Source organism: Wolbachia endosymbiont (group A) of Opomyza germinationis, assembly GCF_964264765.1.
Classification (GTDB): domain Bacteria; phylum Pseudomonadota; class Alphaproteobacteria; order Rickettsiales; family Anaplasmataceae; genus Wolbachia; species Wolbachia pipientis.
Window position 1 is genome coordinate 103,615 of the sequence record NZ_OZ183482.1, and the last position, 22,410, is coordinate 126,024.

The 22,410-nt window shown below is 35.5% G+C and carries 30 protein-coding genes, 2 tRNA genes and 2 pseudogenes; 29 read left to right on the forward strand and 5 right to left on the reverse strand.

Annotation, left to right across the window (positions count from 1 at the left end):
* Nucleotides 1–22 precede the first annotated feature (22 nt).
* Both ACFEL3_RS00520 and ACFEL3_RS00525 read right to left on the reverse strand, forming a co-directional pair.
* The gene (locus ACFEL3_RS00520) at nucleotides 23–166 is read right to left on the reverse strand and encodes a hypothetical protein (protein ID WP_173862902.1); all 144 of its coding nucleotides are present in this window, start codon (nucleotides 164–166) and stop codon (nucleotides 23–25) included.
* Between the two features lie 454 nt (nucleotides 167–620).
* A pseudogene (locus ACFEL3_RS00525) lies at nucleotides 621–866 on the reverse strand (PD-(D/E)XK nuclease family transposase); the annotation flags it as partial.
* Between the two features lie 210 nt (nucleotides 867–1,076).
* On the opposite strand from ACFEL3_RS00525, the gene ppdK reads away from it, so the two are divergent.
* Nucleotides 1,077–3,812, forward strand: coding sequence for a pyruvate, phosphate dikinase (ppdK, locus tag ACFEL3_RS00530; protein WP_179949430.1), 2,736 nt, complete (start codon nucleotides 1,077–1,079; stop codon nucleotides 3,810–3,812).
* An 84-nt stretch (nucleotides 3,813–3,896) separates the two neighbouring features.
* Here ppdK and ACFEL3_RS00535 read toward each other — a convergent pair whose 3' ends face one another.
* Both ACFEL3_RS00535 and ACFEL3_RS00540 read right to left on the reverse strand, forming a co-directional pair.
* Nucleotides 3,897–4,136 (reverse strand): hypothetical protein, encoded by a 240-nt coding sequence (locus ACFEL3_RS00535; RefSeq protein WP_038198952.1) that lies wholly within the window; start codon nucleotides 4,134–4,136, stop codon nucleotides 3,897–3,899.
* 42 nt (nucleotides 4,137–4,178) lie between these two features.
* Nucleotides 4,179–5,186, reverse strand: coding sequence for an ankyrin repeat domain-containing protein (locus tag ACFEL3_RS00540; RefSeq protein WP_265018037.1), 1,008 nt, complete (start codon nucleotides 5,184–5,186; stop codon nucleotides 4,179–4,181).
* A 123-nt stretch (nucleotides 5,187–5,309) separates the two neighbouring features.
* Between ACFEL3_RS00540 and glpX the strand changes: the two genes are divergently transcribed.
* Both glpX and ACFEL3_RS00550 read left to right on the forward strand, forming a co-directional pair.
* Nucleotides 5,310–6,227: a class II fructose-bisphosphatase gene (glpX, locus tag ACFEL3_RS00545; protein WP_070356883.1), complete on the forward strand. Its 918-nt coding sequence runs from the start codon at nucleotides 5,310–5,312 to the stop codon at nucleotides 6,225–6,227.
* Nucleotides 6,228–6,308: 81 nt separating this feature from the next.
* On the forward strand, nucleotides 6,309–7,682 hold the full coding sequence (locus tag ACFEL3_RS00550; protein WP_265018038.1) for a hypothetical protein: 1,374 nt from the start codon (nucleotides 6,309–6,311) through the stop codon (nucleotides 7,680–7,682).
* A gap of 420 nt (nucleotides 7,683–8,102) precedes the next feature.
* On the opposite strand, the pseudogene ACFEL3_RS00555 reads toward ACFEL3_RS00550, so the two are convergent.
* Nucleotides 8,103–8,597: pseudogene (locus ACFEL3_RS00555) on the reverse strand (hypothetical protein).
* A gap of 205 nt (nucleotides 8,598–8,802) precedes the next feature.
* Here ACFEL3_RS00555 and carA point away from each other — a divergent pair.
* The 26 genes from carA (at nucleotide 8,803) to ACFEL3_RS00685 (ending at nucleotide 22,366) form a co-directional block, all read left to right on the forward strand.
* Nucleotides 8,803–10,002 (forward strand): glutamine-hydrolyzing carbamoyl-phosphate synthase small subunit, encoded by a 1,200-nt coding sequence (carA, locus tag ACFEL3_RS00560; RefSeq protein ID WP_010962760.1) that lies wholly within the window; start codon nucleotides 8,803–8,805, stop codon nucleotides 10,000–10,002.
* A gap of 114 nt (nucleotides 10,003–10,116) precedes the next feature.
* Nucleotides 10,117–10,199: transfer RNA gene (locus ACFEL3_RS00565), tRNA-Tyr, on the forward strand.
* A 4-nt stretch (nucleotides 10,200–10,203) separates the two neighbouring features.
* Nucleotides 10,204–10,274: transfer RNA gene (locus tag ACFEL3_RS00570), tRNA-Gly, on the forward strand.
* Nucleotides 10,275–10,352: 78 nt separating this feature from the next.
* Nucleotides 10,353–11,525: an elongation factor Tu gene (gene tuf, locus ACFEL3_RS00575; protein ID WP_010962759.1), complete on the forward strand. Its 1,173-nt coding sequence runs from the start codon at nucleotides 10,353–10,355 to the stop codon at nucleotides 11,523–11,525.
* A 14-nt stretch (nucleotides 11,526–11,539) separates the two neighbouring features.
* Nucleotides 11,540–11,860 (forward strand): 30S ribosomal protein S10, encoded by a 321-nt coding sequence (gene rpsJ / locus ACFEL3_RS00580; RefSeq protein WP_012673184.1) that lies wholly within the window; start codon nucleotides 11,540–11,542, stop codon nucleotides 11,858–11,860.
* A 9-nt stretch (nucleotides 11,861–11,869) separates the two neighbouring features.
* Nucleotides 11,870–12,592: a 50S ribosomal protein L3 gene (rplC, locus tag ACFEL3_RS00585; RefSeq protein WP_010962757.1), complete on the forward strand. Its 723-nt coding sequence runs from the start codon at nucleotides 11,870–11,872 to the stop codon at nucleotides 12,590–12,592.
* Nucleotides 12,593–12,594: 2 nt separating this feature from the next.
* Nucleotides 12,595–13,209 carry a 50S ribosomal protein L4 gene (rplD, locus tag ACFEL3_RS00590; protein ID WP_012673183.1) on the forward strand — a complete coding sequence of 205 codons (615 nt, stop codon included), beginning with the start codon at nucleotides 12,595–12,597 and terminating at the stop codon, nucleotides 13,207–13,209.
* Nucleotides 13,206–13,493 carry a 50S ribosomal protein L23 gene (locus tag ACFEL3_RS00595; RefSeq protein ID WP_010962755.1) on the forward strand — a complete coding sequence of 96 codons (288 nt, stop codon included), beginning with the start codon at nucleotides 13,206–13,208 and terminating at the stop codon, nucleotides 13,491–13,493. Before rplD ends, ACFEL3_RS00595 begins: the two co-directional genes overlap by 4 nt.
* A gap of 1 nt (nucleotide 13,494) precedes the next feature.
* Nucleotides 13,495–14,319, forward strand: coding sequence for a 50S ribosomal protein L2 (gene rplB / locus ACFEL3_RS00600; RefSeq protein ID WP_015589143.1), 825 nt, complete (start codon nucleotides 13,495–13,497; stop codon nucleotides 14,317–14,319).
* Between the two features lie 3 nt (nucleotides 14,320–14,322).
* The gene (gene rpsS / locus ACFEL3_RS00605; protein WP_006279181.1) at nucleotides 14,323–14,607 is read left to right on the forward strand and encodes a 30S ribosomal protein S19; all 285 of its coding nucleotides are present in this window, start codon (nucleotides 14,323–14,325) and stop codon (nucleotides 14,605–14,607) included.
* Between the two features lie 5 nt (nucleotides 14,608–14,612).
* The gene (rplV, locus tag ACFEL3_RS00610) at nucleotides 14,613–14,960 is read left to right on the forward strand and encodes a 50S ribosomal protein L22 (protein WP_007549821.1); all 348 of its coding nucleotides are present in this window, start codon (nucleotides 14,613–14,615) and stop codon (nucleotides 14,958–14,960) included.
* Between the two features lie 39 nt (nucleotides 14,961–14,999).
* Nucleotides 15,000–15,614 (forward strand): 30S ribosomal protein S3, encoded by a 615-nt coding sequence (rpsC, locus tag ACFEL3_RS00615; RefSeq protein ID WP_010962753.1) that lies wholly within the window; start codon nucleotides 15,000–15,002, stop codon nucleotides 15,612–15,614.
* 14 nt (nucleotides 15,615–15,628) lie between these two features.
* The gene (rplP, locus tag ACFEL3_RS00620) at nucleotides 15,629–16,042 is read left to right on the forward strand and encodes a 50S ribosomal protein L16 (RefSeq protein ID WP_010962752.1); all 414 of its coding nucleotides are present in this window, start codon (nucleotides 15,629–15,631) and stop codon (nucleotides 16,040–16,042) included.
* An 11-nt stretch (nucleotides 16,043–16,053) separates the two neighbouring features.
* Nucleotides 16,054–16,257, forward strand: a complete 204-nt coding sequence (gene rpmC, locus ACFEL3_RS00625; protein ID WP_006279350.1) for a 50S ribosomal protein L29 — start codon at nucleotides 16,054–16,056, stop codon at nucleotides 16,255–16,257.
* Entirely contained in the window at nucleotides 16,250–16,486 is a 237-nt protein-coding gene (gene rpsQ, locus ACFEL3_RS00630) for a 30S ribosomal protein S17 (RefSeq protein ID WP_007549925.1), read from the forward strand. The genes rpmC and rpsQ overlap by 8 nt, the downstream gene beginning before the upstream one ends.
* 13 nt (nucleotides 16,487–16,499) lie before the next feature.
* Nucleotides 16,500–16,859, forward strand: coding sequence for a 50S ribosomal protein L14 (gene rplN, locus ACFEL3_RS00635; protein WP_006279348.1), 360 nt, complete (start codon nucleotides 16,500–16,502; stop codon nucleotides 16,857–16,859).
* Nucleotides 16,859–17,176 (forward strand): 50S ribosomal protein L24, encoded by a 318-nt coding sequence (gene rplX, locus ACFEL3_RS00640; protein ID WP_006279347.1) that lies wholly within the window; start codon nucleotides 16,859–16,861, stop codon nucleotides 17,174–17,176. The genes rplN and rplX overlap by 1 nt, the downstream gene beginning before the upstream one ends.
* A 6-nt stretch (nucleotides 17,177–17,182) precedes the next feature.
* Nucleotides 17,183–17,716, forward strand: a complete 534-nt coding sequence (rplE, locus tag ACFEL3_RS00645; RefSeq protein ID WP_010962750.1) for a 50S ribosomal protein L5 — start codon at nucleotides 17,183–17,185, stop codon at nucleotides 17,714–17,716.
* 16 nt (nucleotides 17,717–17,732) lie between these two features.
* Nucleotides 17,733–18,041 carry a 30S ribosomal protein S14 gene (rpsN, locus tag ACFEL3_RS00650; RefSeq protein WP_006279345.1) on the forward strand — a complete coding sequence of 103 codons (309 nt, stop codon included), beginning with the start codon at nucleotides 17,733–17,735 and terminating at the stop codon, nucleotides 18,039–18,041.
* 21 nt (nucleotides 18,042–18,062) lie between these two features.
* A complete protein-coding gene (rpsH, locus tag ACFEL3_RS00655) occupies nucleotides 18,063–18,458 on the forward strand; it encodes a 30S ribosomal protein S8 (protein ID WP_007551150.1) in 396 nt (131 codons plus the stop codon).
* A gap of 16 nt (nucleotides 18,459–18,474) precedes the next feature.
* A complete protein-coding gene (gene rplF / locus ACFEL3_RS00660; RefSeq protein WP_007551152.1) occupies nucleotides 18,475–19,020 on the forward strand; it encodes a 50S ribosomal protein L6 in 546 nt (181 codons plus the stop codon).
* Nucleotides 19,021–19,025: 5 nt separating this feature from the next.
* On the forward strand, nucleotides 19,026–19,397 hold the full coding sequence (rplR, locus tag ACFEL3_RS00665) for a 50S ribosomal protein L18 (RefSeq protein ID WP_006279867.1): 372 nt from the start codon (nucleotides 19,026–19,028) through the stop codon (nucleotides 19,395–19,397).
* A gap of 12 nt (nucleotides 19,398–19,409) precedes the next feature.
* Entirely contained in the window at nucleotides 19,410–19,922 is a 513-nt protein-coding gene (rpsE, locus tag ACFEL3_RS00670; protein ID WP_010962748.1) for a 30S ribosomal protein S5, read from the forward strand.
* Nucleotides 19,923–19,925: 3 nt separating this feature from the next.
* Nucleotides 19,926–20,396, forward strand: coding sequence for a 50S ribosomal protein L15 (rplO, locus tag ACFEL3_RS00675; RefSeq protein WP_265018039.1), 471 nt, complete (start codon nucleotides 19,926–19,928; stop codon nucleotides 20,394–20,396).
* 3 nt (nucleotides 20,397–20,399) lie between these two features.
* Nucleotides 20,400–21,728 carry a preprotein translocase subunit SecY gene (secY, locus tag ACFEL3_RS00680; protein ID WP_010962747.1) on the forward strand — a complete coding sequence of 443 codons (1,329 nt, stop codon included), beginning with the start codon at nucleotides 20,400–20,402 and terminating at the stop codon, nucleotides 21,726–21,728.
* Nucleotides 21,725–22,366 (forward strand): adenylate kinase family protein, encoded by a 642-nt coding sequence (locus tag ACFEL3_RS00685; protein ID WP_007550178.1) that lies wholly within the window; start codon nucleotides 21,725–21,727, stop codon nucleotides 22,364–22,366. Before secY ends, ACFEL3_RS00685 begins: the two co-directional genes overlap by 4 nt.
* Nucleotides 22,367–22,410 lie beyond the last annotated feature (44 nt).

A 22,410-nucleotide genomic window follows, 5' to 3' on the forward strand; every position in this document is an offset into this window, starting at 1 on the left:
AAGTGGTTAACAAAGTTTCTTGTCATGAGGGACCAAATGGAAGTCTGCTCGTTTTCACGCGAATTAATGTTACAAATTCTATCCATTTCGTTACAAAATGGCATTCGCTTTCTCCATTATCCTTTACCTGCACATCCATCAGCATTCCTTGCGGGTTGCCTGCCATATAGGCGAAAATACAGGCTTATCCTGTTCCTTTTGTCATACAATAGTGGGTTAGGTGGCTTCTCTATACCGGTGGAATTATTATTTGCGTACATCCAGAAATGAAAAATGTAACTCATCCACATTACCTTTTGGTCGGAGCTTATCAGCATCTTTAGCTCTTTAATCGTTACGATACTTATGAAGCTTCACTTACGTTCACCATACCACTAAGCCTAGCCCTCCAACCACATGATGCTTGTAGTTTATGCTTTCTCTCACGATTGAGCATCTTCTTTATCAAGAGGAGGTTCATTGTCCGCGTCGCTCGGCACCAACTGGTTACCCAATTCGCACTGATGCGTAGACTCAGATGGCAAAACATCTGGTTCAATAAGCTTTAGAATCCTTTCAGTTTCTTTCTGAATGAATTCCTCTCCTTTTAAACAATATGACCGAAGGCTTTCAGGTCGCACCATTTCGACTATTACTTGCACCCCATTTTCATCCCTGCAAAGAACATCAACGATACTTTGTTTTTTAGAGGCAATTTCAGCATCTTGAATAGTGCTGAGGAATTCTATTTCTTTTATTTCATCTTTGCCAGTGAACCCCAAAATATCATTGAGAAAGTGAATGAGGATGTCTTTATTTTTTTCAGTACCAAAAATACGCCGGAACGCAACATCATTCTTGGGGTCGAGAAATTTAGAAAGAGCCATAAAAAAATTTTTAAATGTATCTTTATATTATATATTCTTATTAATAATAATTCAATAATTTGTCGTCTTTTTTGTTAACTTTACTGATGTTGTTGTAAGGAACGTTGTTGCAAAATTTTGTAAAATTTATTATCCTAAGGTTTCAAGTTCTCACAGGTTTATTGGAGCTATATGTACAATGTGTTTATCAGTGAAAATCCGGAGAAAATGATGGGGGAAAAGTTAATACATTACTTTAGCCAGGGTAAATGCGAAGGCAATGCAGAAATGAAAAATCTGCTGGGAGGAAAGGGGGCAAATTTAGCAGAAATGTGCAATGTTGGCATTCCTGTTCCACCTGGTTTCACAATTTCCACCTCTGCTTGCAAAGTCTATTATCAAGACAATAGATCTTCTGTTATCCAAGTAGCTGACTACTCGGATCCAGAAAAAAATGTGGTCACGCACTGGAATGACATATGTAGTGGAATCAAAAACTACATGGCGATGCTCGAAAATGACATCGGTTGTAAATTTGGGGATTTAAATAATCCCTTATTAGTTTCCATACGCTCTGGTAGTGTTAGTTCAATGCCGGGCATGCTTGATACTATTTTAAATGTTGGTCTAAATGATGAAACCGTTGTTGGGCTTGCAAAAAAAAGTGGCGAACGTTTTGCTTACGATAGCTACTGCCGTTTCATCATGATGTACTCCAATGTTGTACTACAGCTTGATCATCACCTATTTCAAGATGTTGTTGATAATAAGCAGCAAAAGAGTGGAGCAAAAAGCTTAGCTGATCTTGATGTTGATGTTTTAAAAGAAATTGTTAACAATTTCAAAAGGATAGTACATGAAAAAACAGGAAAACATTTTCCGCAGAACGTTGAAGAGCAATTGCTCAGCTCAGTGAATGCAGTATTTGCTTCTTGGAAAAATGATAGGGCTGTTTCCTATAGAAAAATACATAATATTCCTGAAAACCTTGGAACAGCGGTCAACGTGCAAGCAATGGTTTTTGGTAATTTAAATGATAATTCTGCAACTGGTGTGATATTTACACGAAATCCTTCAACTGGAGAAAAAAAATACTTTGGTGAATTTCTGATTAATGCTCAGGGTGAGGATGTGGTTTCTGGTGTTTATACTCCTATGCCAATTGACGGAGAGCAAAAAAACACCATGGAGAAGTTGCTGCCAAGTGTCTACCGAGAATTATGCGTGGTATGTGAAAAACTTGAAAGGCATTATAAAGACATGCAGGATATCGAATTTACTGTGCAGGACGGTAAGTTATGGATTTTGCAGACTAGGTCTGGCAAGCGCACGGCTGAAGCTGCTATTCGCATAATAGTTGATATGGTAAACGAAGGAACGATTACAAAAGAAGAAGGAATATTGAGAATTGATCCAAAAACCTTTGACAATTTATTGCATCCAGTTCTTGACGTTAAGAGTGACCAAAAAGTAATAGGGAAGGGGCTGCCGGCTTCTCCAGGGGTTGCTTCTGGATATGTAGTGTTTAGTGCAAGTGATGCTGAAAAAGCTGCAGAGCAGGGCAAAAAAGTGATTTTAGTAAGGTCAGAAACGAGTCCTGAAGATATTAATGGAATGAATGCTGCAAGTGGCATAGTAACAGCACGGGGAGGGATGACCTCGCATGCTGCTGTTGTAACCCGTGGAATGGGTAAGCCATGCATTTGCAGTGTGAGTGGACTTTATATCGATAAAGATGGAACTTTCTTTTCTGTAGGGGATACAAAAGTAAATAAAGGTGAACCAATTACCATCAACGGAGGAACAGGGGAGGTTATGCTTGGCATTCTCCCTACAATTTCACCTGAATTATCGCAAGAATTCAAAACGGTAATCAACTGGATAGATGAAATCAAAACGGTCAAAGTGAGAGCGAACGCTGATACTCCAAAAGACGCAAAAATTGCAAAAGAATTCGGTGCAGAAGGTATAGGCTTATGTCGCACAGAACATATGTTTTTCGCTAGTGATAGAATCGAATTCATTCAAAAGTTGATAATAGCTGACGATGAAAATGAAAGGGCAAATGCGCTCATTAAACTAGAAGAAATGCAAAAGTCTGATTTCAAAGAAATATTTTCTATTATGGAGGGCAGGGAAGTCACTATACGGTTGCTTGATCCACCTTTGCATGAATTTTTACCCAATGATCAGTCTACTATAGAAAAAATTGCCAAATCACTTAGTAAGTCAGTTGAGTCAGTAAAAAATAAAATAGCACAGTTATCAGAAAAGAACCCAATGCTTGGCCATCGAGGTTGTAGACTTGCTATTTCTCATCCTGAAATATATAGCATGCAGATTAGGGCAATACTTAGTGCTGCAAGTGAATTAAAGAAAGAAAAGAAGATAGAAGTGGAGCCTGAAATCATGATTCCTTTTATCATGAGCGAGAAAGAATTTATTCTGATATGCGAGCTAGCAAAGAAAGAATCCTCTGTTATCTCAGCTGGGATCCAGACGCAGATTCCAGCTTCACGCGCTGGAATGACATCAGACAAGGCTTATTCAATTGGAACGATGATAGAACTACCAAGAGCAGCACTGATTGCTGATAAGTTAGCAAAACATGCAGAGTTCTTTAGTTTTGGCACTAATGATTTAACGCAAACAACCATGGGACTTTCAAGAGATGATTCAGTTAATTTCCTCGATTCTTATAAGGAAAGCAACATATTCGAAAACGACCCATTTGAAGTGCTGGACATCGAAGGGGTAGGGGAGTTAATCAAGATGGCCATTGAAAGAGGCAAAAAAACCCGAAAAGAAATAAAACTGGGTATATGTGGAGAGCATGGAGCAGATCCAAAATCTATAGAGTTTCTCATCGAATCAGGGGTGGATTATGTTTCATGCTCACCCTATAGAGTACCGATTGCAAAGTTAGTGGCAGCACAGTTTAGTGTTAGATCTAAATTTGCTAGGTAAGTATAGTGGCAGTGTTGGCTACTCATATGGTTTGAGCCCACCAGAGGGTGTCATTCCAGCGCGTGACGCTGGATCTAGTTTTTATTATGGCTTTCTGGATCCCAGTGTCTGGGCACTGGGATGACATCCTGTTACACGTTCAACTTCATTCTCTCTCATCTCCCTATAACTTGGTAATGTAGAATTTTTTACATGCAACCCGGTGTATATTGCAACCAAAGCAGCTATGACACTGCAAACTACTGCACCAGCTACAAATGGAACCATTACAGCAGCAGTAATGAATAATCCTGTAATAACAACTCCAACAACATCTTTTGTCAATGAGGTGTAAAAATCCTTTTTGCTCTCTTTATATTTAGTTTCTTATTCATTTGGCATAGAAAATTGAGCATCTACGAAGCCGTTAGCTTTATTATCATTATTTGGTGTGGCAGTTTGCTTAGTATTTGTTTCCTCTGGTATTACAGGCGTTTTGTTTTTGTTATTATGATTATCACCATTGGTACTGGTTAGAGGAACTGTTGCTATAGGTCTACTACCAATGTTCCCATTACTGCTGCAAGGTTTTGCTCTGTTTTCTTCATTAAGCTTACCACTATTCAAGAACGCATTAACAATTTCAGTTTTACCTACCTGTATGGCCACTTCTAAAGCCTCTTTCCTGTTTGCAGGACTCACGTAACCTAAAATTAGCTCAACTTCTTGGACATTACCTTGAACAATAGCAGAATTCAAGGCATGCAATTTTTCTTCTTCATTAAATTTGCCACTATCCAAAAGTACCTTAACAACGTCAGCTTGTTTTGTTATTGCAGCTATATCCAATATAGTCCTGGAAGCAGTATCTGTAAGATGGATTACAGCATCTAAATCTGTAAACAATTTTACAACATCTAGAAATACGCTACGATCGCCGGTAATATTGGACTCTCTTACAGCATTTGCAAACGAGTCAAAAATTGCCGAATTTGTTTTTTTTCCTTGTATTAGTTGCCCGTAAAGTACTTCAGCAGTCATACCAGGGTTTATGGAGTTACTAGAATCTACTTCATTACTGTCTGCTCTATTCTCTTCCACATTAGGTGCCTCTTCTTCCTTGTTTATCGCTGCGGTTATTTGCTCTTGTTGAAGGGGTTTACACCCATTTTGGAGGAGAAAATCCTTAACGCGTGTGTTGTTATTTTCGGTTGCATGTTTTAGAAGTAAGTCTTCTAATGAATTGTCTCCTTCACATTTATCTTGGAAATTAACTTCTTTCCACTTTGGTTCCTTTTGCAAATCTTTAAGACTAGCAATTCCCTTATCATCATATTTTACAATTGTAGCTATCTTTCGATACAACTCTCTAATATCATCATTACTATATACCATAACTAAACCTACTACTATATGTTAGTTTATTACAGCAACTTTCCCACAACCAGTCAAGACATATTGCAGTCTAAAGTTGCATGATATATATTGGATTCTTTATTTATGATTCTCGAGCAAATGATGGAAGATTTAGCTTATAAATTAGTTAAAGTGACCGAAGCTGCAGCACTTGCTGCATATAAACTAGCAGGCTTCGGCGATGAAAAAAAGGCTGATCAGGTTGCAGTTGATGCAATGCGTACAGTATTAAATTCAATGGAAATAAATGGTACTATCGTAATTGGTGAAGGTGAGAGAGATGAAGCGCCGATGCTATATATTGGCGAGAAGGTTGGCACTGGAAATGGTCCTGAAATCGACATTGCCGTTGACCCACTTGAAGGCACTACGATTTGTGCTCATTACAAATCAGGGGCAATGTCCGTTCTTGCTGCAACGAAAAAAGGTAATTTTTTACATGCACCTGATGTTTATATGGAAAAGATAGCAGTAGGAAAAAATCTTCCAGAGGGTGTAGTCTCACTAAAAAATAGCATTGAAAAGAATCTAGACAATTTAGCCAAGGCAAAAAAATGCAAAGTGAATGATCTCGTGGTAACTGTACTTAAACGTGAAAGGCACAATGAATTAATAGAGAAAATCAGGAAATTAGGAGCAAAAATTAAACTAATAGATGATGGCGATGTTGCAGCCGTAGTTTCACTAGTAAATGGCAATCATGATATGTATATCGGAATAGGAGGGGCACCAGAAGGGGTGCTTGCGGCTGCAGCGCTGAGTTCAATCGGTGGGCAGATGGAGGGAAGATTAATATTTGACACGGATCAATTAAAAGAAAGAGCAAAAAATTTAAATATCCATGACCCAGAAAAAATCTACACCGTAAAAGATATGGCAAGAGGTGAATCAGTGTTTATTGCAACTGGAGTAACAAGCGGAGAACTTGTGGATGGAGTTGATAACATATGTTCAACTAGTTCTTTAATAATTCTACCTAATAAGCTGATAAAGCTGCAAACAATGCAGAACTTATGTTAGCTTTTTTAGTTTCTAATTTTAGCTTTACAACATTTAGCATTAAGATATAATCAAGTTTACTTATAACAATAGAGGTGTGAAATGTTTTCTAGTATTGTAAATCTATTGAATGGTTTTTACAAAAATTCAAGTACCAAGGAAAGTGAAGAAAAGTTGACTCTTCTATCTCCTCAAGCAAATCTTCAATTCGATGAGACTCAGGTACAAAGTGTGCTCTCAGATTTTGAGAAATTGGAGTTTAAGGATAATAAGTGTTTTGACAAAATAGCAGACGATTATGAAAAGAAGGGGAAGAGTTCCCTCTTTAATTACGTGATATTGAATAAGCGGAAAGAAATAATCGATATATTAGATAGGAATCTTCCTCTTCTCGAAGAACAGGAGGAGTTTAGAAAGAAATATAGTCAATATGTTTTTCAAATTGACAAAGGAATGAGTTATGGAAAAGAACTTCAAGATAGACTTCAGTCTTTTAAAGATAGGGCAGAAGAAGTGTTATCAGATTTTGAAAAATTGAATTTCAATTTTAAGGATAATAAATGTCAAGATTCTTCTGATTCTGTAAATTATAATAACGGCCGGCCAGCGGATCCATTTGACAAAATAGCAAACTATTATCGACGGGAGAAGGAGAGCATTTTCCTTTTTAACTATGTGGTATTAAGTAAGCAAAGAGAAATAATGGATATATTGGATAAGAAGCTTACTTCTAAAGATCAGGAGGAGTTAAAAGAAAATTTTAAAAAGAGGTTGGGTAGATATCTTCTTCGAATTGACGAAGGAATGAATGATGCAAAAGAATTTCTAAACAAAGATGATCTAATTGGTTTCTTTGATGGATGTTATTGGCCAGACAAAAAGGCAGGACATCTTGTTAATCATTATGATAATCTTAGTATCAACATTACTAAACCTGGACAGAGTTTAGAAACTAGTCGTCTTTTTAGCGAAAAGATTAAAAGGATGGAAACAATTAAAAATGAGGTACAAAGAGTAAAAATATACAGTAATGATAAAAGAATAGTAACAATTGAGAAGAATGAGAAACAACAGAGGAACTACTCCTTTACAAAATTTGCAATATGTGACATCGAAATTAGTTGGGATGCAAAAGATGAATCTGGAAAAGACCTTAACTGTACTGTTGTTCTAAATATAAATTTAGGTCAAGTTAGTATTAAAAAATCAACTATTGACGGTAAAGATGTTGAACCAAAGAAAATTTTAGAGTTAGCTAAGCAAAACGAGGCTGTGCTTATAAAAGGTAAAGCTTTACATGAAGTTTTAGCAGCACATTTCATTAAGCAAACACCATGTGAGGAAAAGAAGGATATGCAATCGCACGAGAATATCGTTGTACCTGGTTCCGGTGCACCTCGCTCTATTAATGAGGAAATAACTGTAGAGCATCCGTTCGGGAAAGCGGCAAATAAAGATAATCATAGAGAAATGTGAGTTTACAACAAATGGTGCCATGAAAGTAGCTGATACATAACTGTACGAACGTTTGTTTGCGAAGAAATGTTATAGCAGGTTTTGCCTCAAACACAAAGGTGTCATTCCAGTCCTTGACACTGGAATCCAGCCCTTTTACGCAGTCCCATTAAAAACGTTGTATTTTAACGTAGGATTAGCTACTTTTATACTCACCAATTTAATCTCTAATCAAAATTCCTGGATCCCAGTGTCTGGGCACTGGGATGACATCCTCCCTAGTGGATTCAAATCACAATATTCGTATAGTAAGCACTGACCACTTTTGCTTCAATATTTGCGATGCCCCTGAACAGATACAATTATTCTATTATCAGGAGGATGCCATTAATCGCTTTATATAATGCTACTTGTAACACTTATGCCCTGAACGGAGACAGTTTAGGCTGTTATGCCTGGCGGCTTTGTTGGAATAAGTTTTTCAACACTGCTAACAATAAAATTGATTGTATCGTCAGCTACCTTATCGAATTTATCATTTATCTCTTTTCCTATTTCTTGATTTTTAACATATTCGTGTAGAGCTAAAGCAGTTATAGCTGCACATGCTGCAATTAAGCCAGTTTATGCTATAATGAATAGTGATAATCCTCCTACGAATATAGATGTTAATCCAATAGCCAGGTTTATAATTTTACTTTGTGTTGTTTGTTGCGTCGCTTGGCTTTGATCTGCCTGTTTATCCTCTAAAGCATTCGATATTGTTTTTAAGGCAACTTTTATCGCTATTGCTGCAACTGAAACCATAATTAGCCCTATAGCTATTTTTGCTAAAAGAAGAATCGACGGTAGCATCATTACAAATAATAGCGCGCCAATTCCTCCAGCTAACCACTTCTCATTTATTTTTTTTGATTGATTTGTACCAGTGTTCATTATTACCCTCCACTTTACTTATGATTTACCTATATCTAATACGAAATATGAAGGTAGTCAACTATATATTTTATATGAAAGATTGTATTAAAAGTTTTTCATGTTATTTTTTGCTGCTTCGTGGTTAAATTTGGAATTTTAGAAAGAGTTACGTATTATTTGAAATTCTTGTATACTGTTTTGAATCAGTTAAATAGATAATGAAGTGCAGGACGCAGTTTTAATTTTACAAGATGGCAAGTGCTTTTGGGGAAAATCAGTAGGTAAAAAAGGCAAGTGCATAGGCGAGGTTTGTTTTACCACTGGTATGACCGGTTATCAGCATACTATAACTGATCCTTCTTTTGCCGATCAAATTATAACGTTCACTTTTCCTCATATTGGTAACATTGGAATAAATCATAAAGATAATGAAGGAAAGAAAATTTTTGCAAGTGGTGTGGTTATGCGTGAACTTTCTTCTATGTCCCACCCTTCTTCATATATCAGTTTAAATGATTGGTTAGAGAAAAATAACGTGATTGGGATATCAGGAGTTGATACTAGAGCTTTAACAAGACATTTGAGAGAACATGGATCTCAAAATGGAATGATATGCTCATCGAGTAAGGCGCATGCATTAGACAAATTGAAGGAATACAAACCTGTAAATGGGATAGAAATAACTAATAAGGTTAGTTTAAATAACAGTTTTGAAAATAATAGACTAGCGGAGCACTTTGTCATCCAAGTAGCTGACTACTCGGATCCAGCAAAAAATATATGGATTCCAGTGTCACGCACTGGAATGACATCAGATAGAGCTATTGACCTTAATGCAAAATATAGGATTGTAATCGTTGATTTTGGCGTAAAAATCAGTATAGTTTCACGCTTAATAGAACTTGGTTGTACAGTTGAATTAATCAGACCAAGCACAGGTTTTGCTCAAAAAGTGTTGAGTATGAATCCAGATGGTATAGTGCTTTCAAATGGTCCTGGTGATCCGCAAGAAATAGGAGAAAGTGTAGTTTCAGAAATAGACATTATTATAAAATCTAAAATACCAATTTTTGGCATATGCATGGGCCATCAATTACTTGCGATTACTTTGGGGGCAAAGACCATCAAGATGGATATAGGTCACCGAGGGAGTAACCATCCAGTTTATGATGTAATTAGTGGAAAAGTTGAGATCACTAGCCAAAATCATGGTTTTGTTGTTGATTCAGCTTCTCTTCCAAGTAATGTTGAAATTACTCACATTTCTCTATTTGATAATAGTGTAGAGGGAATAATGATGAAAGATTACCTAGTCTTTTCTGTGCAATATCATCCAGAAGAAGCGCCAGGTACGCATGATTCGCATTATTTGTTTAGGCGTTTTATTGGCAATATTGTGTTATATAAAATGAAATCTGCATGATTTTAATCAGGGTAGGTTTTATTGCTTGATTTTTTAATTTTAGGCGTTTAGTATTAAATACAATAAGAGCTTAAGTTAAGATGCTAAAATAGTATTCTCTTAACAAATTTTTGCGGAGGAGTGACCGAGTGGTTAAAGGTAACAGACTGTAAATCTGTCCGCGTGAGCGTACGTAGGTTCGAATCCTACCTCCTCCATTGTGCGGGTATAGCTCAATGGTAGAGCTCTAGCCTTCCAAGCTAGTGACGTGGGTTCGATTCCCACTATCCGCTCTTTTTTTTGTTGTATTTTTATAAAATCAACATATTATTTATTGATGTATTTGTATTTTAGGTAGAAAAGTTTAAATTATGACAGCAATAGTGGAAGCATTTGGAAAGCCGCATGTAAATGTGGGAACAATAGGACATGTGGATCATGGGAAGACGACGTTAACAGCGGCGATAACGAAGCATTATGGAAATTTTGTAGCGTACGATCAGATAGACAAAGCGCCAGAAGAAAGGAAGAGGGGGATAACGATAGCAACAGCGCATGTTGAGTATCAGACAGAGAAAAGGCATTATGCACACGTTGATTGTCCTGGACACGCTGACTATGTAAAGAACATGATAGTAGGTGCAGCACAGATGGATGCGGCGATATTGGTAGTGTCGGGGGTTGATGGGCCAATGCCACAAACGAGAGAGCATATATTGCTGGCGAAGCAGGTAGGTGTTGGATATATCGTGGTGTATATAAATAAAGCTGATGTTGCTGATGCTGATATGATAGATTTAGTAGAAATGGAAGTGAGGGAATTACTGAGTAAATACGGATTTCCAGGGGATGAAGTGCCTGTGGTGGTTGGTTCAGCGCTCAAGGCGCTGGAGGATGACAGCAGCGAATATGGAAAGAAATCAATAGATAAATTGATGGAAAAGTTAGATGAATATGTAGCGGTTCCACCAAGGCCTGTGGATTTACCATTTTTATTGCCAATCGAAGATGTATTTTCGATATCGGGGCGAGGAACAGTGGTAACAGGAAGAATAGAGAAGGGAGAGATAAAGACGGGAGAAGAGATAGAGATAATAGGTCTGAAAGCGACGCAAAAGACGATATGCACAGGTGTTGAGATGTTTAAGAAGTTGCTGGATAAGGGAAGTGCAGGACTCAATGTAGGAATATTGTTAAGAGGAACAAAAAGAGAAGAAGTGGAGAGAGGGCAAGTATTAGCGAAACCGGGGACGATAACACCGCATAGAAAGTTTAAGGCGGAGGTTTATATATTAAAGAAAGAGGAAGGAGGAAGGCATACACCATTTTTTGCGAATTACCAGCCACAGTTTTATTTAAGGACAACGGATGTAACTGGGAGCATAAAATTGCTAGATGGGAAGGAGATGGTAATGCCAGGAGATAATGTGAGTGTAGAAGTAGAATTGCAAGTACCGATAGCAATGGATAAGGGATTGCGTTTTGCGATAAGAGAAGGCGGTAGAACTGTTGGTTCTGGTGTTGTTTCTGAAATTTTGGAGTGAGTGTAGTAACTAAGATGAAGCAAGATATATATATTAACATTAAGGCTTTCGATTGTTCTTTATTGGAGGAGTGTGTTCGAAAATTTGTTGATGAATTAAAGCGGTCCAGTGCAAAATTATCTGGTCCGATTGCGTTGCCAAGGAAAGATTCTAAATTTATTGTTAATAGATCTCCTCACGTTGATAAAAAATCTCGTGAACAGTTTGAAATGAGAACTTCTAGGCGTTTGATTGTTTTACATGATCTTACTCCTACTATGATGCAGATGCTTACAGGTTTATCTTTTTCTGCTGGCGTAGAAGTGGATTTAAAAGTCAAGGAAGTTAAGGTTTAGGAGAAGGAAATGAAGAGAATAAATTCGCTGAGGAGAATTGGTTTACTAATGATGAATATTGGTCATACTGCTATGTATTCTGACAATAGTCGCATGGCTGTAACTTTATTGCATCTCAGCGAAACTCATATTATTGATATAAAAGGACAAGATAAATGTGGCTATAATTCAGTCATTTTAGGCACAGGAGATTTTAAAAATATAGCAAAACCTCAGTTGGAATATTTAAAGAAAAAGGGTATAAATAATAAATGTAAGTTATACGAAAGTAGATTAAATGACCTGTCGGGAATAGAATGTGGTAAAAAAGTGGGAATCAATCATTTTGTGGTTGGTCAATATCTTGATATTACGGGTTATTCTATAGGTAAAGGATTTGCTGGTGTGATGAAGCGGCATAATTTCAGTGGGCTTAGGGCATCTCATGGTGTTTCTATTGCTCACAGATCACAAGGTTCCACTGGCCAATGTCAGGATCCTGGTAGAGTATTCAAAGGAAAGAAAATGGCTGGTCATTTAGGTAACAGCAGGATAACTGCACAAAATATGAAGATATTATCCATTGATCATGAAAATAGTATAATTGCTGTGAAGGGTAATAATGTTCCTGGGTTTAAAAATTCCTATGTTTTTGTAAGAGATGCAGTTAAAAAATCTTTACATAAAGATGTTCCTTTTCCGGTAGGTTTACTGTTAGATGTAAATGATGATGCTAGTAATTTGGTAAGTTAGTTATGGAATGTAATTTAGTTAATCTATCTAATGATAATGTAGGTACTGCTCAGCTCAATCCTTTGATATTTTCTGCTAAGCAAAAATTGAGTATTTTGCATGATATAGTGAGATGGCAATTAGCGAAGAGAAGAGCTGGTACTCATAAAACAAAAGGTATTAGTGATGTCTCTGGTACAACAGCTAAACCTTATGGTCAAAAACGTACCGGTAGGGCAAGACAAGGGAGCTTGCGATCTCCTCAATTTAGAGGTGGTGGGATTATTTTCGGCCCTGTTGTGAGGAGTCATACTTATTCTCTTAATAAGAAGGTACGCAAATTTGGTTTAAAAATTGCTTTATCTCTAAAGTATTTAAATAATCAAGTAATTATTCTGGATAATTTAAATATTGATGTGAAGAAAACGTCTGAAATGTGTAAATGTATTAAAAATTTTAAATTTTCTTCCTTTTTGATAGTTGGTGATTATGGAGATGATTTGTTGCGTGCGGCTAAAAACTTGCACTATGTAGACTTAATCAAACCTATTGGGTTAAATGTTTTTGATATATTGAATCACGAATGCGTGATGTTGACAAAGGATACTTTAAAGCATCTTGAAGGTAGATTGTTATGATCAAATATAATAATATAATAAAATCTTCTATAATTACAGAAAAGGCCTCTTTTTTGAGGGAGAAGTTTAATAAATATTCTTTGTATGTTTTTGTAAATGTAAATAAGCGTCAAATAAAGTTGGCAATAGAGTCTCTATTTGATGTTAAAATTTCTTCTATAAATGTTGTTAGAATTAAGCCTAAATATAGGCGTTTTAGGGGTGTGGTTGGTTGTGAAAAACAGAAAAAGAAAGTTTATTTTTCTTTGATGGATGGTCAAAAATTAGATATAATGAGCGTTTAGTATGGGTATGAAATTTTTTAATCCTGTTACTCCGTCTTCTCGTGGGACTGTGTTAGTAAGTAAAGTTGGTTTATCAAAAGATGAGCCAGAAAAGTCTCTTACATCCGGTAAAAAGTCCAGTGGTGGAAGAAATAATCATGGTAGAATTACAACTCGTCATAGGGGTGGTGGTCACAAAAAGAAGTATAGAGTGATAGATTTTAAGCGTAATAGAAGTGGTCAAGGTATAGTTGAAAAAATAGAGTATGACCCAAATAGAAGTGGGTTTTTGGCGTTAATATCATATAAGGAAGATGATATTAAGTCTTATATATTAGCTCCTCAAGGTATGAAGCCAGGTGATGTTGTTACAGCTGGGAATGATGCTGATATTTTGCCAGGGAATTGTTTACTACTCAAGCATATACCTGTTGGTTCTTTCGTTCATAATGTTGAGCTGAAGCCAGGTAATGGTGCTGCGATTGCTAGAGCTGCTGGTTGTTATGCACAAATCGTTGGTCGTGATGGCCAATATGTTTTATTACGACTCAGGTCTGGTCAAATTAGGTTGATTTTATCTTCTTGCAAGGCTACTATTGGTGTAGTATCTAACCCTGACCATAAGAATAGAAAGTTGGGTAAAGCTGGGAGAAGTAGGTGGCTTGGGATTAGACCTACTGTACGTGGAGTTGCAATGAATCCAGTTGACCATCCTCATGGAGGCGGGGAAGGAAAAACCTCTGGTGGTCGTCATCCTGTTACTCCTTGGGGTGTTGCAACAAAAGGAAAGAAAACTCGAAGGAGAAATAAATCTAGTGATAAGTATATAAAACAATTGAAAGGTTAGTTTATGAGTAGATCTGCATGGAAGCCTCCTTTTTGTCATCCTTCTATATTAAAGTCGGTGAATAATGCTTTAAACAAGGGGTTTGTTAACATGGCTATAAAAGTTCATTCCAGGGCTTCTGTAATTCTTCCTAATTGTTTAGGTTTAAAGTTTGCTGTTTATAATGGTAAGGATTACATTCCTGTGAATGTTAATGATCAGAATATGATAGGTCATAAGTTTGGTGAGTTTTCACCCACTCGTAAATTTACTGGGCATAGTGGTGATAAAAAGGCGACAAGAAGGTAATTGATATGAAAAACAGAGATGTAATAGTTAAAGCTGGTTCTAGGGTTTTAAAATCAACTCCTCGTAAATTGAATTTGGTTGCTGGTTTAGTACGTAATAAAAAAGTTTCTTTTGCCACTGTGCAATTAAGATTTTGTGAAAAGAAAGCTGCAGGTCTTATAAGGAAGGTATTAAATTCTGCGATTGCTAATGCTCAAAATTATGGATTGGATATCGATAATTTATATATAAAAGAAATTTTAATAGGTAAGTCTCTTACTTTGCGTAGGGTATGTCCAAAAGCTATGGGTAGAGCTAATAGAGTTAGTAAACGTTATAGTAATATAACTGTAAAATTGGGGGAAATTATATGATTCATAAAAATAGAAAATTAATAAGGAAAGTGCAAAAATATGGGAAACGTTAATCCTAAAGGATTTAGGTTAAAAATAATTAATACTTGGTCATCTATTTGGTATGCTGAGAAGGGTTATAAACAAGGGTTGCATCAAGATTTATCTATTCGCAGTTATATAAATGAATCTTTTAAGCATGCTGGTGTTTCTAAAGTAATTATAGAGCGTACGATCGATTTGGTATCTGTAATAATACATTCTTCTAGACCTGGAGTGATAATAGGTAAGAAAGGCTCGGATATTGAGAAGATAAAGCAAAAGATAGCTGAAAAAGTAAAAAATAATGTGGAAGTGAATGTAGTAGGGGTTAAAAGGTCTGAAATAGATGCAGTTTTAATATCAAACAGCATTGCACAGCAGTTAGAAAAAAGGGTTTCATTTAGAAGAGCGATGAAAAAAGCTATTCAAAGTTGTTTGAGGATGGGTGCTAGAGGTATTAAAGTAAGTTGTTCTGGGCGCCTTGGCGGAGCTGAGATAGCTCGTACTGAGTGGTATAAAGAAGGCCGTTTGCCTTTGCATACTTTACGTGCTAATATAGATTATGCTTTTGCTGAAGCAAAAACTATATATGGCATCATAGGAGTTAAGGTCTGGGTTTATATTGGTAACTAATTAGGTATATTGAAATGTTTATTCCTAAAAAAAGTAAATATAAAAAAGTATTTAAAGGACGAATTAAGGGTAACACGAAAGGTGGTAGCACATTATCTTTTGGAGATTATGGTCTAAAGGCTATGGAAGCAGGTAGGATTCAATCTAAGCATATTGAAACTGCAAGGCGTGTAATATCTAGAACATTAAAACGCTCTGGTAAAGTGTGGATAAGAATTTTTCCTGATACCCCTGTTAGTAAAAAGCCGGCGGATGTGCGTATGGGTAAAGGGAAAGGTAGTGTTGAGTTTTGGGTATTTAAAGCTAAGCCCGGTAGAATGTTGTTTGAAATTAGCAGTGATGTTCCCATGCATTTAGCAAGATTGGCGCTTGAAAAGGCAACTGCTAAGCTTCCTATGAAGTGTAAATTTGTATCTAATCATAATTAAATGGAGTTGCAATGGATATAGCTGACATTGAATCGAGGTCCTCGCAAGAATTGCATGAAATTCTTGTGAATTTGAGAAAAGAGTTTGTTAATTTGGTTTTTCAAAAGAAGCTGGGCCAGTGCAACAATATTTCGCGTTTTAGCTTAATAAGAAAGAGCATAGCTCGTATTTTAACTACATTAAATAAAAGAAGAAGAGAGGAAAAGAATGCCTAAAAAGGTTTTTTGTGGTACTGTAACTAAGGCTAAGTGTGATAAGACTGTAAAGGTTTCGGTATTACAAGTGTATAAGGATGAGCTGTATAAAAAGGTTATAAAAAAATACAAGAAGTATACAGCACATGATGAGAATAATAGTTGTAAAGAAGGGGACAAGGTTTTAATACAAGAACACAAGCCTATTTCTACTACTAAAAAATGGGTTATTGTTAATAGCTCACATTGAATAGGATATTTATATGATTCAAAAAAATACATTGTTGGAAGTAGCTGATAATTCTGGCGCGCGTGCAGTGCTTTGTATTGGTTTATTGGGTGGTAGAAAGTCTGCATCTATAGGTGACACAGTTATTGTATCTACTAAATCTATTACTCCAAGAGGGAAAGTTGAGAAGGGAAAAGTATATAGAGCAGTTGTGGTGAGGGTGAAAAGCCCTATTAGGAAATCTGATGGTTCTGTAATTCGTTTTTCTAGCAATGCTGTAGTTTTGATTAACGATCAAGGTGAACCACTTGGCACTCGGGTGTTTGGTCCGGTAAAAAAGTTATCATCTGGTTCTTTTATGAAGATAATGTCATTAGCTGTTGAGGTTTTATAATGAGTGCTAAAATAAAAAGTGGTGACGACGTTATAGTTTTAACTGGTAAAGATAAGGGAAAAATTGGTAAGGTAATCAAAGTTATAGCACGTGATGCTAAAAAGAAAGTAATTGTTTCTGGAGTGAATGTGCATAAGAGACATACTAAACCAAAAGCTGGTAGTAGTGGTGGTATATTAAATAAAGAGTTAGCTATTGATATATCCAACGTTGCAACATTGGACCCTAAATATAAAACTCCAACTAGAGTGGGGTTTAAGGTTATAGACGGTAGAAAAGTGCGTTTTGCAAAAGTTTCTGGAGAAGTGATAGATTAGGTTGATATGTTTAAAGAATTGTATAAAGATAGCATAGTAAAGTCCTTGAAGGATAAGTTTAATTACGGCAATATAATGCAAGTGCCTAAACTTGTCAAGGTGTGTATCAATATGGGCGTTGGAGATGCTGCTACAGATAGTAAAGCAATAAATGAACCACTTGATAGCCTATATTTGATTGCTGGGCAGAAGCCTTTATCAACTTTTGCAAAAAAATCTATTTCTGGCTTCAAGATCAGAAAAGGTGCTACAGTAGGTTGCAAAGTAACTTTGCGTAGAGATAAAATGTATGAGTTTTTAGAAAGATTGATATATATTGCTTTGCCAAGGGAAAAAGATTTTAGAGGATTTAGTGTGAAGCAATTTGACGGTAATGGTAATTTTTCCTTTGGTATAAAGGAACATATCTCGTTTTTAGAAATAGACTATGATAAAATAAGTAAAATTAGAGGTATGGATATTAATATTATAACAAGTGCAGTTAGTGATAAGGAAGCAAAGGAATTATTACTGGCTCTTAAATTTCCTTTTTTTGATTAATTGAGAGGAGAAATATATGGCAAAAAAATCTATGATAGAAAGAAATCTTCGCAGAATAAAGTTGTGCGATCAATATAAAGAAAAAAGAGAAAAATTGAAATCTATAATAAATAATAAGAATTTGTCTATTGTAGAAAGGTTTACAGCTCAAAATAAATTAATTAAAAAATTGCCTAGAAATTCTTCTAAAACCAAAATTAGAAATAGGTGTGCTTTAACTGGGAGACCAAGAGGAGTATATAGAAAATTTGGTTTATGTAGAATTGTTTTGCGTGATTTATGTTCTTTTGGGCAAATTCCAGGAGTTACAAAGTCTAGTTGGTAAATATAATATAAGGAGTATATTGTGGCGTTATCTGATAGTATTGGTGATTTTTTAACAAGGATACGTAATGCTCAATTGGCAATGCATAGGGCAACAAGGGTACTATTTTCTAAGATGAATTCTTCTATATTGGAGATTTTAAAAGAGGAAGGGTATATCCTTGATTATGAAAAGCAAGTTGTAGATAACTTACCTTCTTTCATTGTAAAATTGAAGTATTATGAGAAGTCACCTGTAATTAGTGACATAGTTAGGGTGTCAAAGCCTGGTTGTCGTCGTTATTCTAAGTATAAGGACATTTCTAAAGCATATAATGGTCTTGGTATTTTTATTATATCGACACCCAAAGGAGTGATGACTGATTATAATGCACATAAATTAAAGGTTGGTGGAGAAGTTTTGTGTCGTGTGTTTTAAATAATAGGAGAAATTCATGTCTCGTATAGGTGCTGCTCCTATCAATATTCCTGCTGGTGTTTCAGTTGAATATAATAATGGTAGTATGTTAATAAAGAGTGCTAAGGCTGAAAAGGAAGTTAGCTTGATCAGGGATGTTGTGTGTCAGATTATTGATAATCAGCTATTGCTTTCTGTTGATCAAGATAAAGATAATTATGATAAAATAAAGCCTATGTGGGGCACTTATAGGAGTAATATTAATAATATCATTAACGGCATGGTTGATGGTTTTTCTGTTAATCTTGAGATTAACGGTGTGGGATATAAGGCAGAGTGTGATGGTAAGTATTTGACTTTATATCTTGGTTATAGCCATAATGTTAAATATAAAGTGCCTAAAGATGTTGAGATTAAGTGCATAAAGCCAACTCACTTAGTAGTTAGTGGTATGGATAAGCAGAAGGTCTATATGGTGGCGTCTGATATATGCAAAATTAGAAAATATGATCCTTATAAAGGTAAGGGTGTTGTAATAAAAGGCAAATTTATGCTGCGTAAGGTTGTAAGTAAAAAGAAGTAATAAAAATGAAAAGATCGTATAATTTTTTAAGTAATTCTGAAAAAAGGAAGTTACGTAATAGAGCGAAGCTTGACAAGAGCGCTGAACGTTTACGTATATCCATATTTAAATCTAATAGGCATTTTTATGTCCAGTTAATTAATGATGTAAAAGGAATAACTCTCACTTCAGCTTCTACTTTGGATGCTAAAATTAAGGATGTATGTAAAGGGAAAGTCAACGCTGAAACTATAAAACAGGTTTCTTCTTTAATGGTTGAGCGTCTGTCTGGCATGAAATTAGAGCAGCAGCTTACGTTTGATCGTGGAGCGTATAAATACACAGGATTAGTTTCTCAATTTGCTGAGGCTTTAAGAAGTTCTGGATTTGAATTTTAGAAGGTTTTGAATATGGCTATAAAGAATTTACAAAATAATAATGATTTATCAGAGCTTTTAGTTTCGGTACGAAGAGTGACAACGGTTACCAAAGGTGGTAGAAGATTTTCATTTTCAATTTTGGTTGTTGTTGGCGATGAGAAGGGTAGGGTAGGGTGTGGAATAGGTAAGCACGCAGAAGTTGCTGAAGCAAGAGTCAAAGCTGTAAATGCTGCAAAGAAATCAATGATTAGAGTGTACTTGCGTGAAGGTAGAACTTTGCATCATGATATTAAAGCTAAATTTTGTTCTGGTGAGATAGTTTTAAGAACCGCAAGAGCCGGAACAGGTATTATTGCTGGTGGAGCGATTAGATCAGTTTTTGAGGTGTTAGGTATAAAGGATGTGGTAGCTAAATCCACTAGATCAAATAATCCTCATAACGTTATATGTGCGGTGTTTAAGGCTTTTGATAGTATGTTATCTCCTCGTCAGGTAGCAAGCAAAAGAGGCAAAAAGATTAGCGAGATAGTTGGAAACAGGTAAAGTATGAATAATGCTGTAAAATTAAACTCTATATTTACTAAATTATCTAAGAAAAAGAAGCCTAAGTTGCTGGGTAGAGGTATCGGTTGTGGTAAAGGTAAAACATCCGGTAGAGGGTATAAAGGGCAGAAGGCTAGAAGTGGAGTTTCTATAAATGGTTTTGAGGGTGGACAACAGTCTATATATACTCGTTTGCCTAAAAGAGGTTTTAAGCCTATACGTAGGAGCATATACTCTATAATTAATGTTGGCGATATACAGCGCTTAATGGAAGCTAAAAAAATAGTGAAAGACTCTGTTATAGATAAGGAGAGGCTGTATAAATTAGGTTTTATAAAGTCTATTAAGGATAAAATTAAACTTCTTAATAAAGGTAAGTTGAGCGAAAAATTTGTGTTTCATGTTGATTTTGCGTCAGAAGCTGCAAAAAAATCTGTAGCTTCAGTTGGTGGTAGTGTGGAAATACTATCGTAAGTCATGGGCAATAAATCAGCATTTAATAGCTTGGATCCTACGTTGTTATATAAAGGCGATTTATTAAAGCGTATATTTTTTACGCTAATAGCTTTAATTTGCTATCGCTTGGGTACTTATGTGCCTATTCCTGGAATTAATCTTGATGTAATTAATGATATATTTCCCAAAGATGGCTCAGGCGTTTTTGGAGTATTTAATTTATTTTCTGGTGGTGCATTGGCTAGAATGACAATTCTAGCATTGAACGTTATGCCATATATAATGGCTTCTATCATTATTCAGTTACTTTCTTCTGCGATTAAAGGAATGAAGGAAGTTAAGAATGATGGAGAGTCAGGCCGTAGAAAGATGAATTCTTATATACGCTATCTGACCATAGTAATTTGTGTATTTCAATCAATTCCAATTTTGGTTGGATTGGAAGGGATGAATAGGGAAGGGGTATTGGTTGTAATCGAACCTGGTGTTATGTTTCGTACAATAGGTGTTTTCAGCCTTTTAGGTGGAACTATGCTTTTAATATGGCTTGGTGAACGAATCAGCGCTAGCGGTATAGGCAATGGTATCTCATTAATCATTTTCACGGGTATAATATCAGAGTTACACAGCGCTTTGTCATCTTTGTTAACGTTAAATAAAAACGGTAGCGTATCGTTATTTATTATCCTTTTTGTTTTGGTATTGTTTTTTTTGCTGCTACTCTTAGTCATTTTTGTAGAGTCTTCTTATAGAAAGGTTATTGTTCAACATCCTAAAAAGCAATTTAAAAGATTACATAATGACGATTTTACTTATATTCCATTGAAGATTAATTTATCTGGTGTAGTACCAACCATTTTTGCTAATGCAATTTTATTGACACCTATTTCAATTGCAAATTTCTATAAGGGGCACGCTTTTTCTGATTTTATTTTGAATTACTTTATGGCAAATAAAGTAGTATATATTGTAGCCTATTTGGTGCTGATAGTATTTTTTAATTTTTTCTATACCAATTTTATATTTAATCCAGAGGAAAACGCAGATTTTCTTAAAAAAAATGGTGGTTTTATACCTGGTAGAAGGCCTGGGAAACATACTTCTGATTACCTTCAAGATATAGTTTTTAAGTTGACATTCATTGGCTCTGCGTATTTGGTAGTCATATGTACTGTACCTGAAGTTATGAGATATTATTATGATATACCATTTATTTTTGGTGGGACGAGCTTACTGATTATAGTGAACGTTATTACTGATACTATTATGCAAATACAATCTTATATTTTTTCAAATAGGTACGACAACTGGATAAAGAAATATGAGTCTAAAACGAGGAAAGTAAGATGATCATTACGATTTTTGGTCCTCCAGGTTCTGGTAAAGGTACTCAGTCAAGCTTGTTAATAGCAAAATATAATTTAAAATTAATTTCAGTAGGGGATTTATTAAGGAATATTATATCTAGCAGTAGTGAGTTAGGTAAAAAAATAAAGGGTACCGTGGAATCTGGTAATTTAATTCAAGATGAAATTATATGTGGATTATTACGTGACCAGCTTGCATTAGTGGATGATAATTGCTTATTAGATGGTTTTCCGAGAAATTTAAACCAGGCTCATTTTTTGACTCAAGTTTTGCAAGAAAAATATAATAGGGATGTTGACATTGTAGTTGAGCTGCAGCTTGACGATAATATTGCAATCGATAGGTTAAAAAATCGTCTCGCGTGTTTGGACTGTAAAAGCATATATAGTGTATCTTCTTTTAAGAGTACTACTTGTGCTAAATGTAAAAGTACGAGGTTAGAGAAAAGAATTGATGATGCTGATATGTCTGCAATTAATAAGAGAATAAGTGAATATCACCTTCAAATGAAAGGTTTACGCGAGTATTATAAAGGCAAATTATTAACAATTGACGCTAATTTGAGTGTTGATGAGGTAACGCAAGAGATTGAAAGTAAAATTTCTTGTAATTTGGTTTGACTCTGAGTTGTTTTATGGTATAAATTAAGAGTTGTTATTAATAA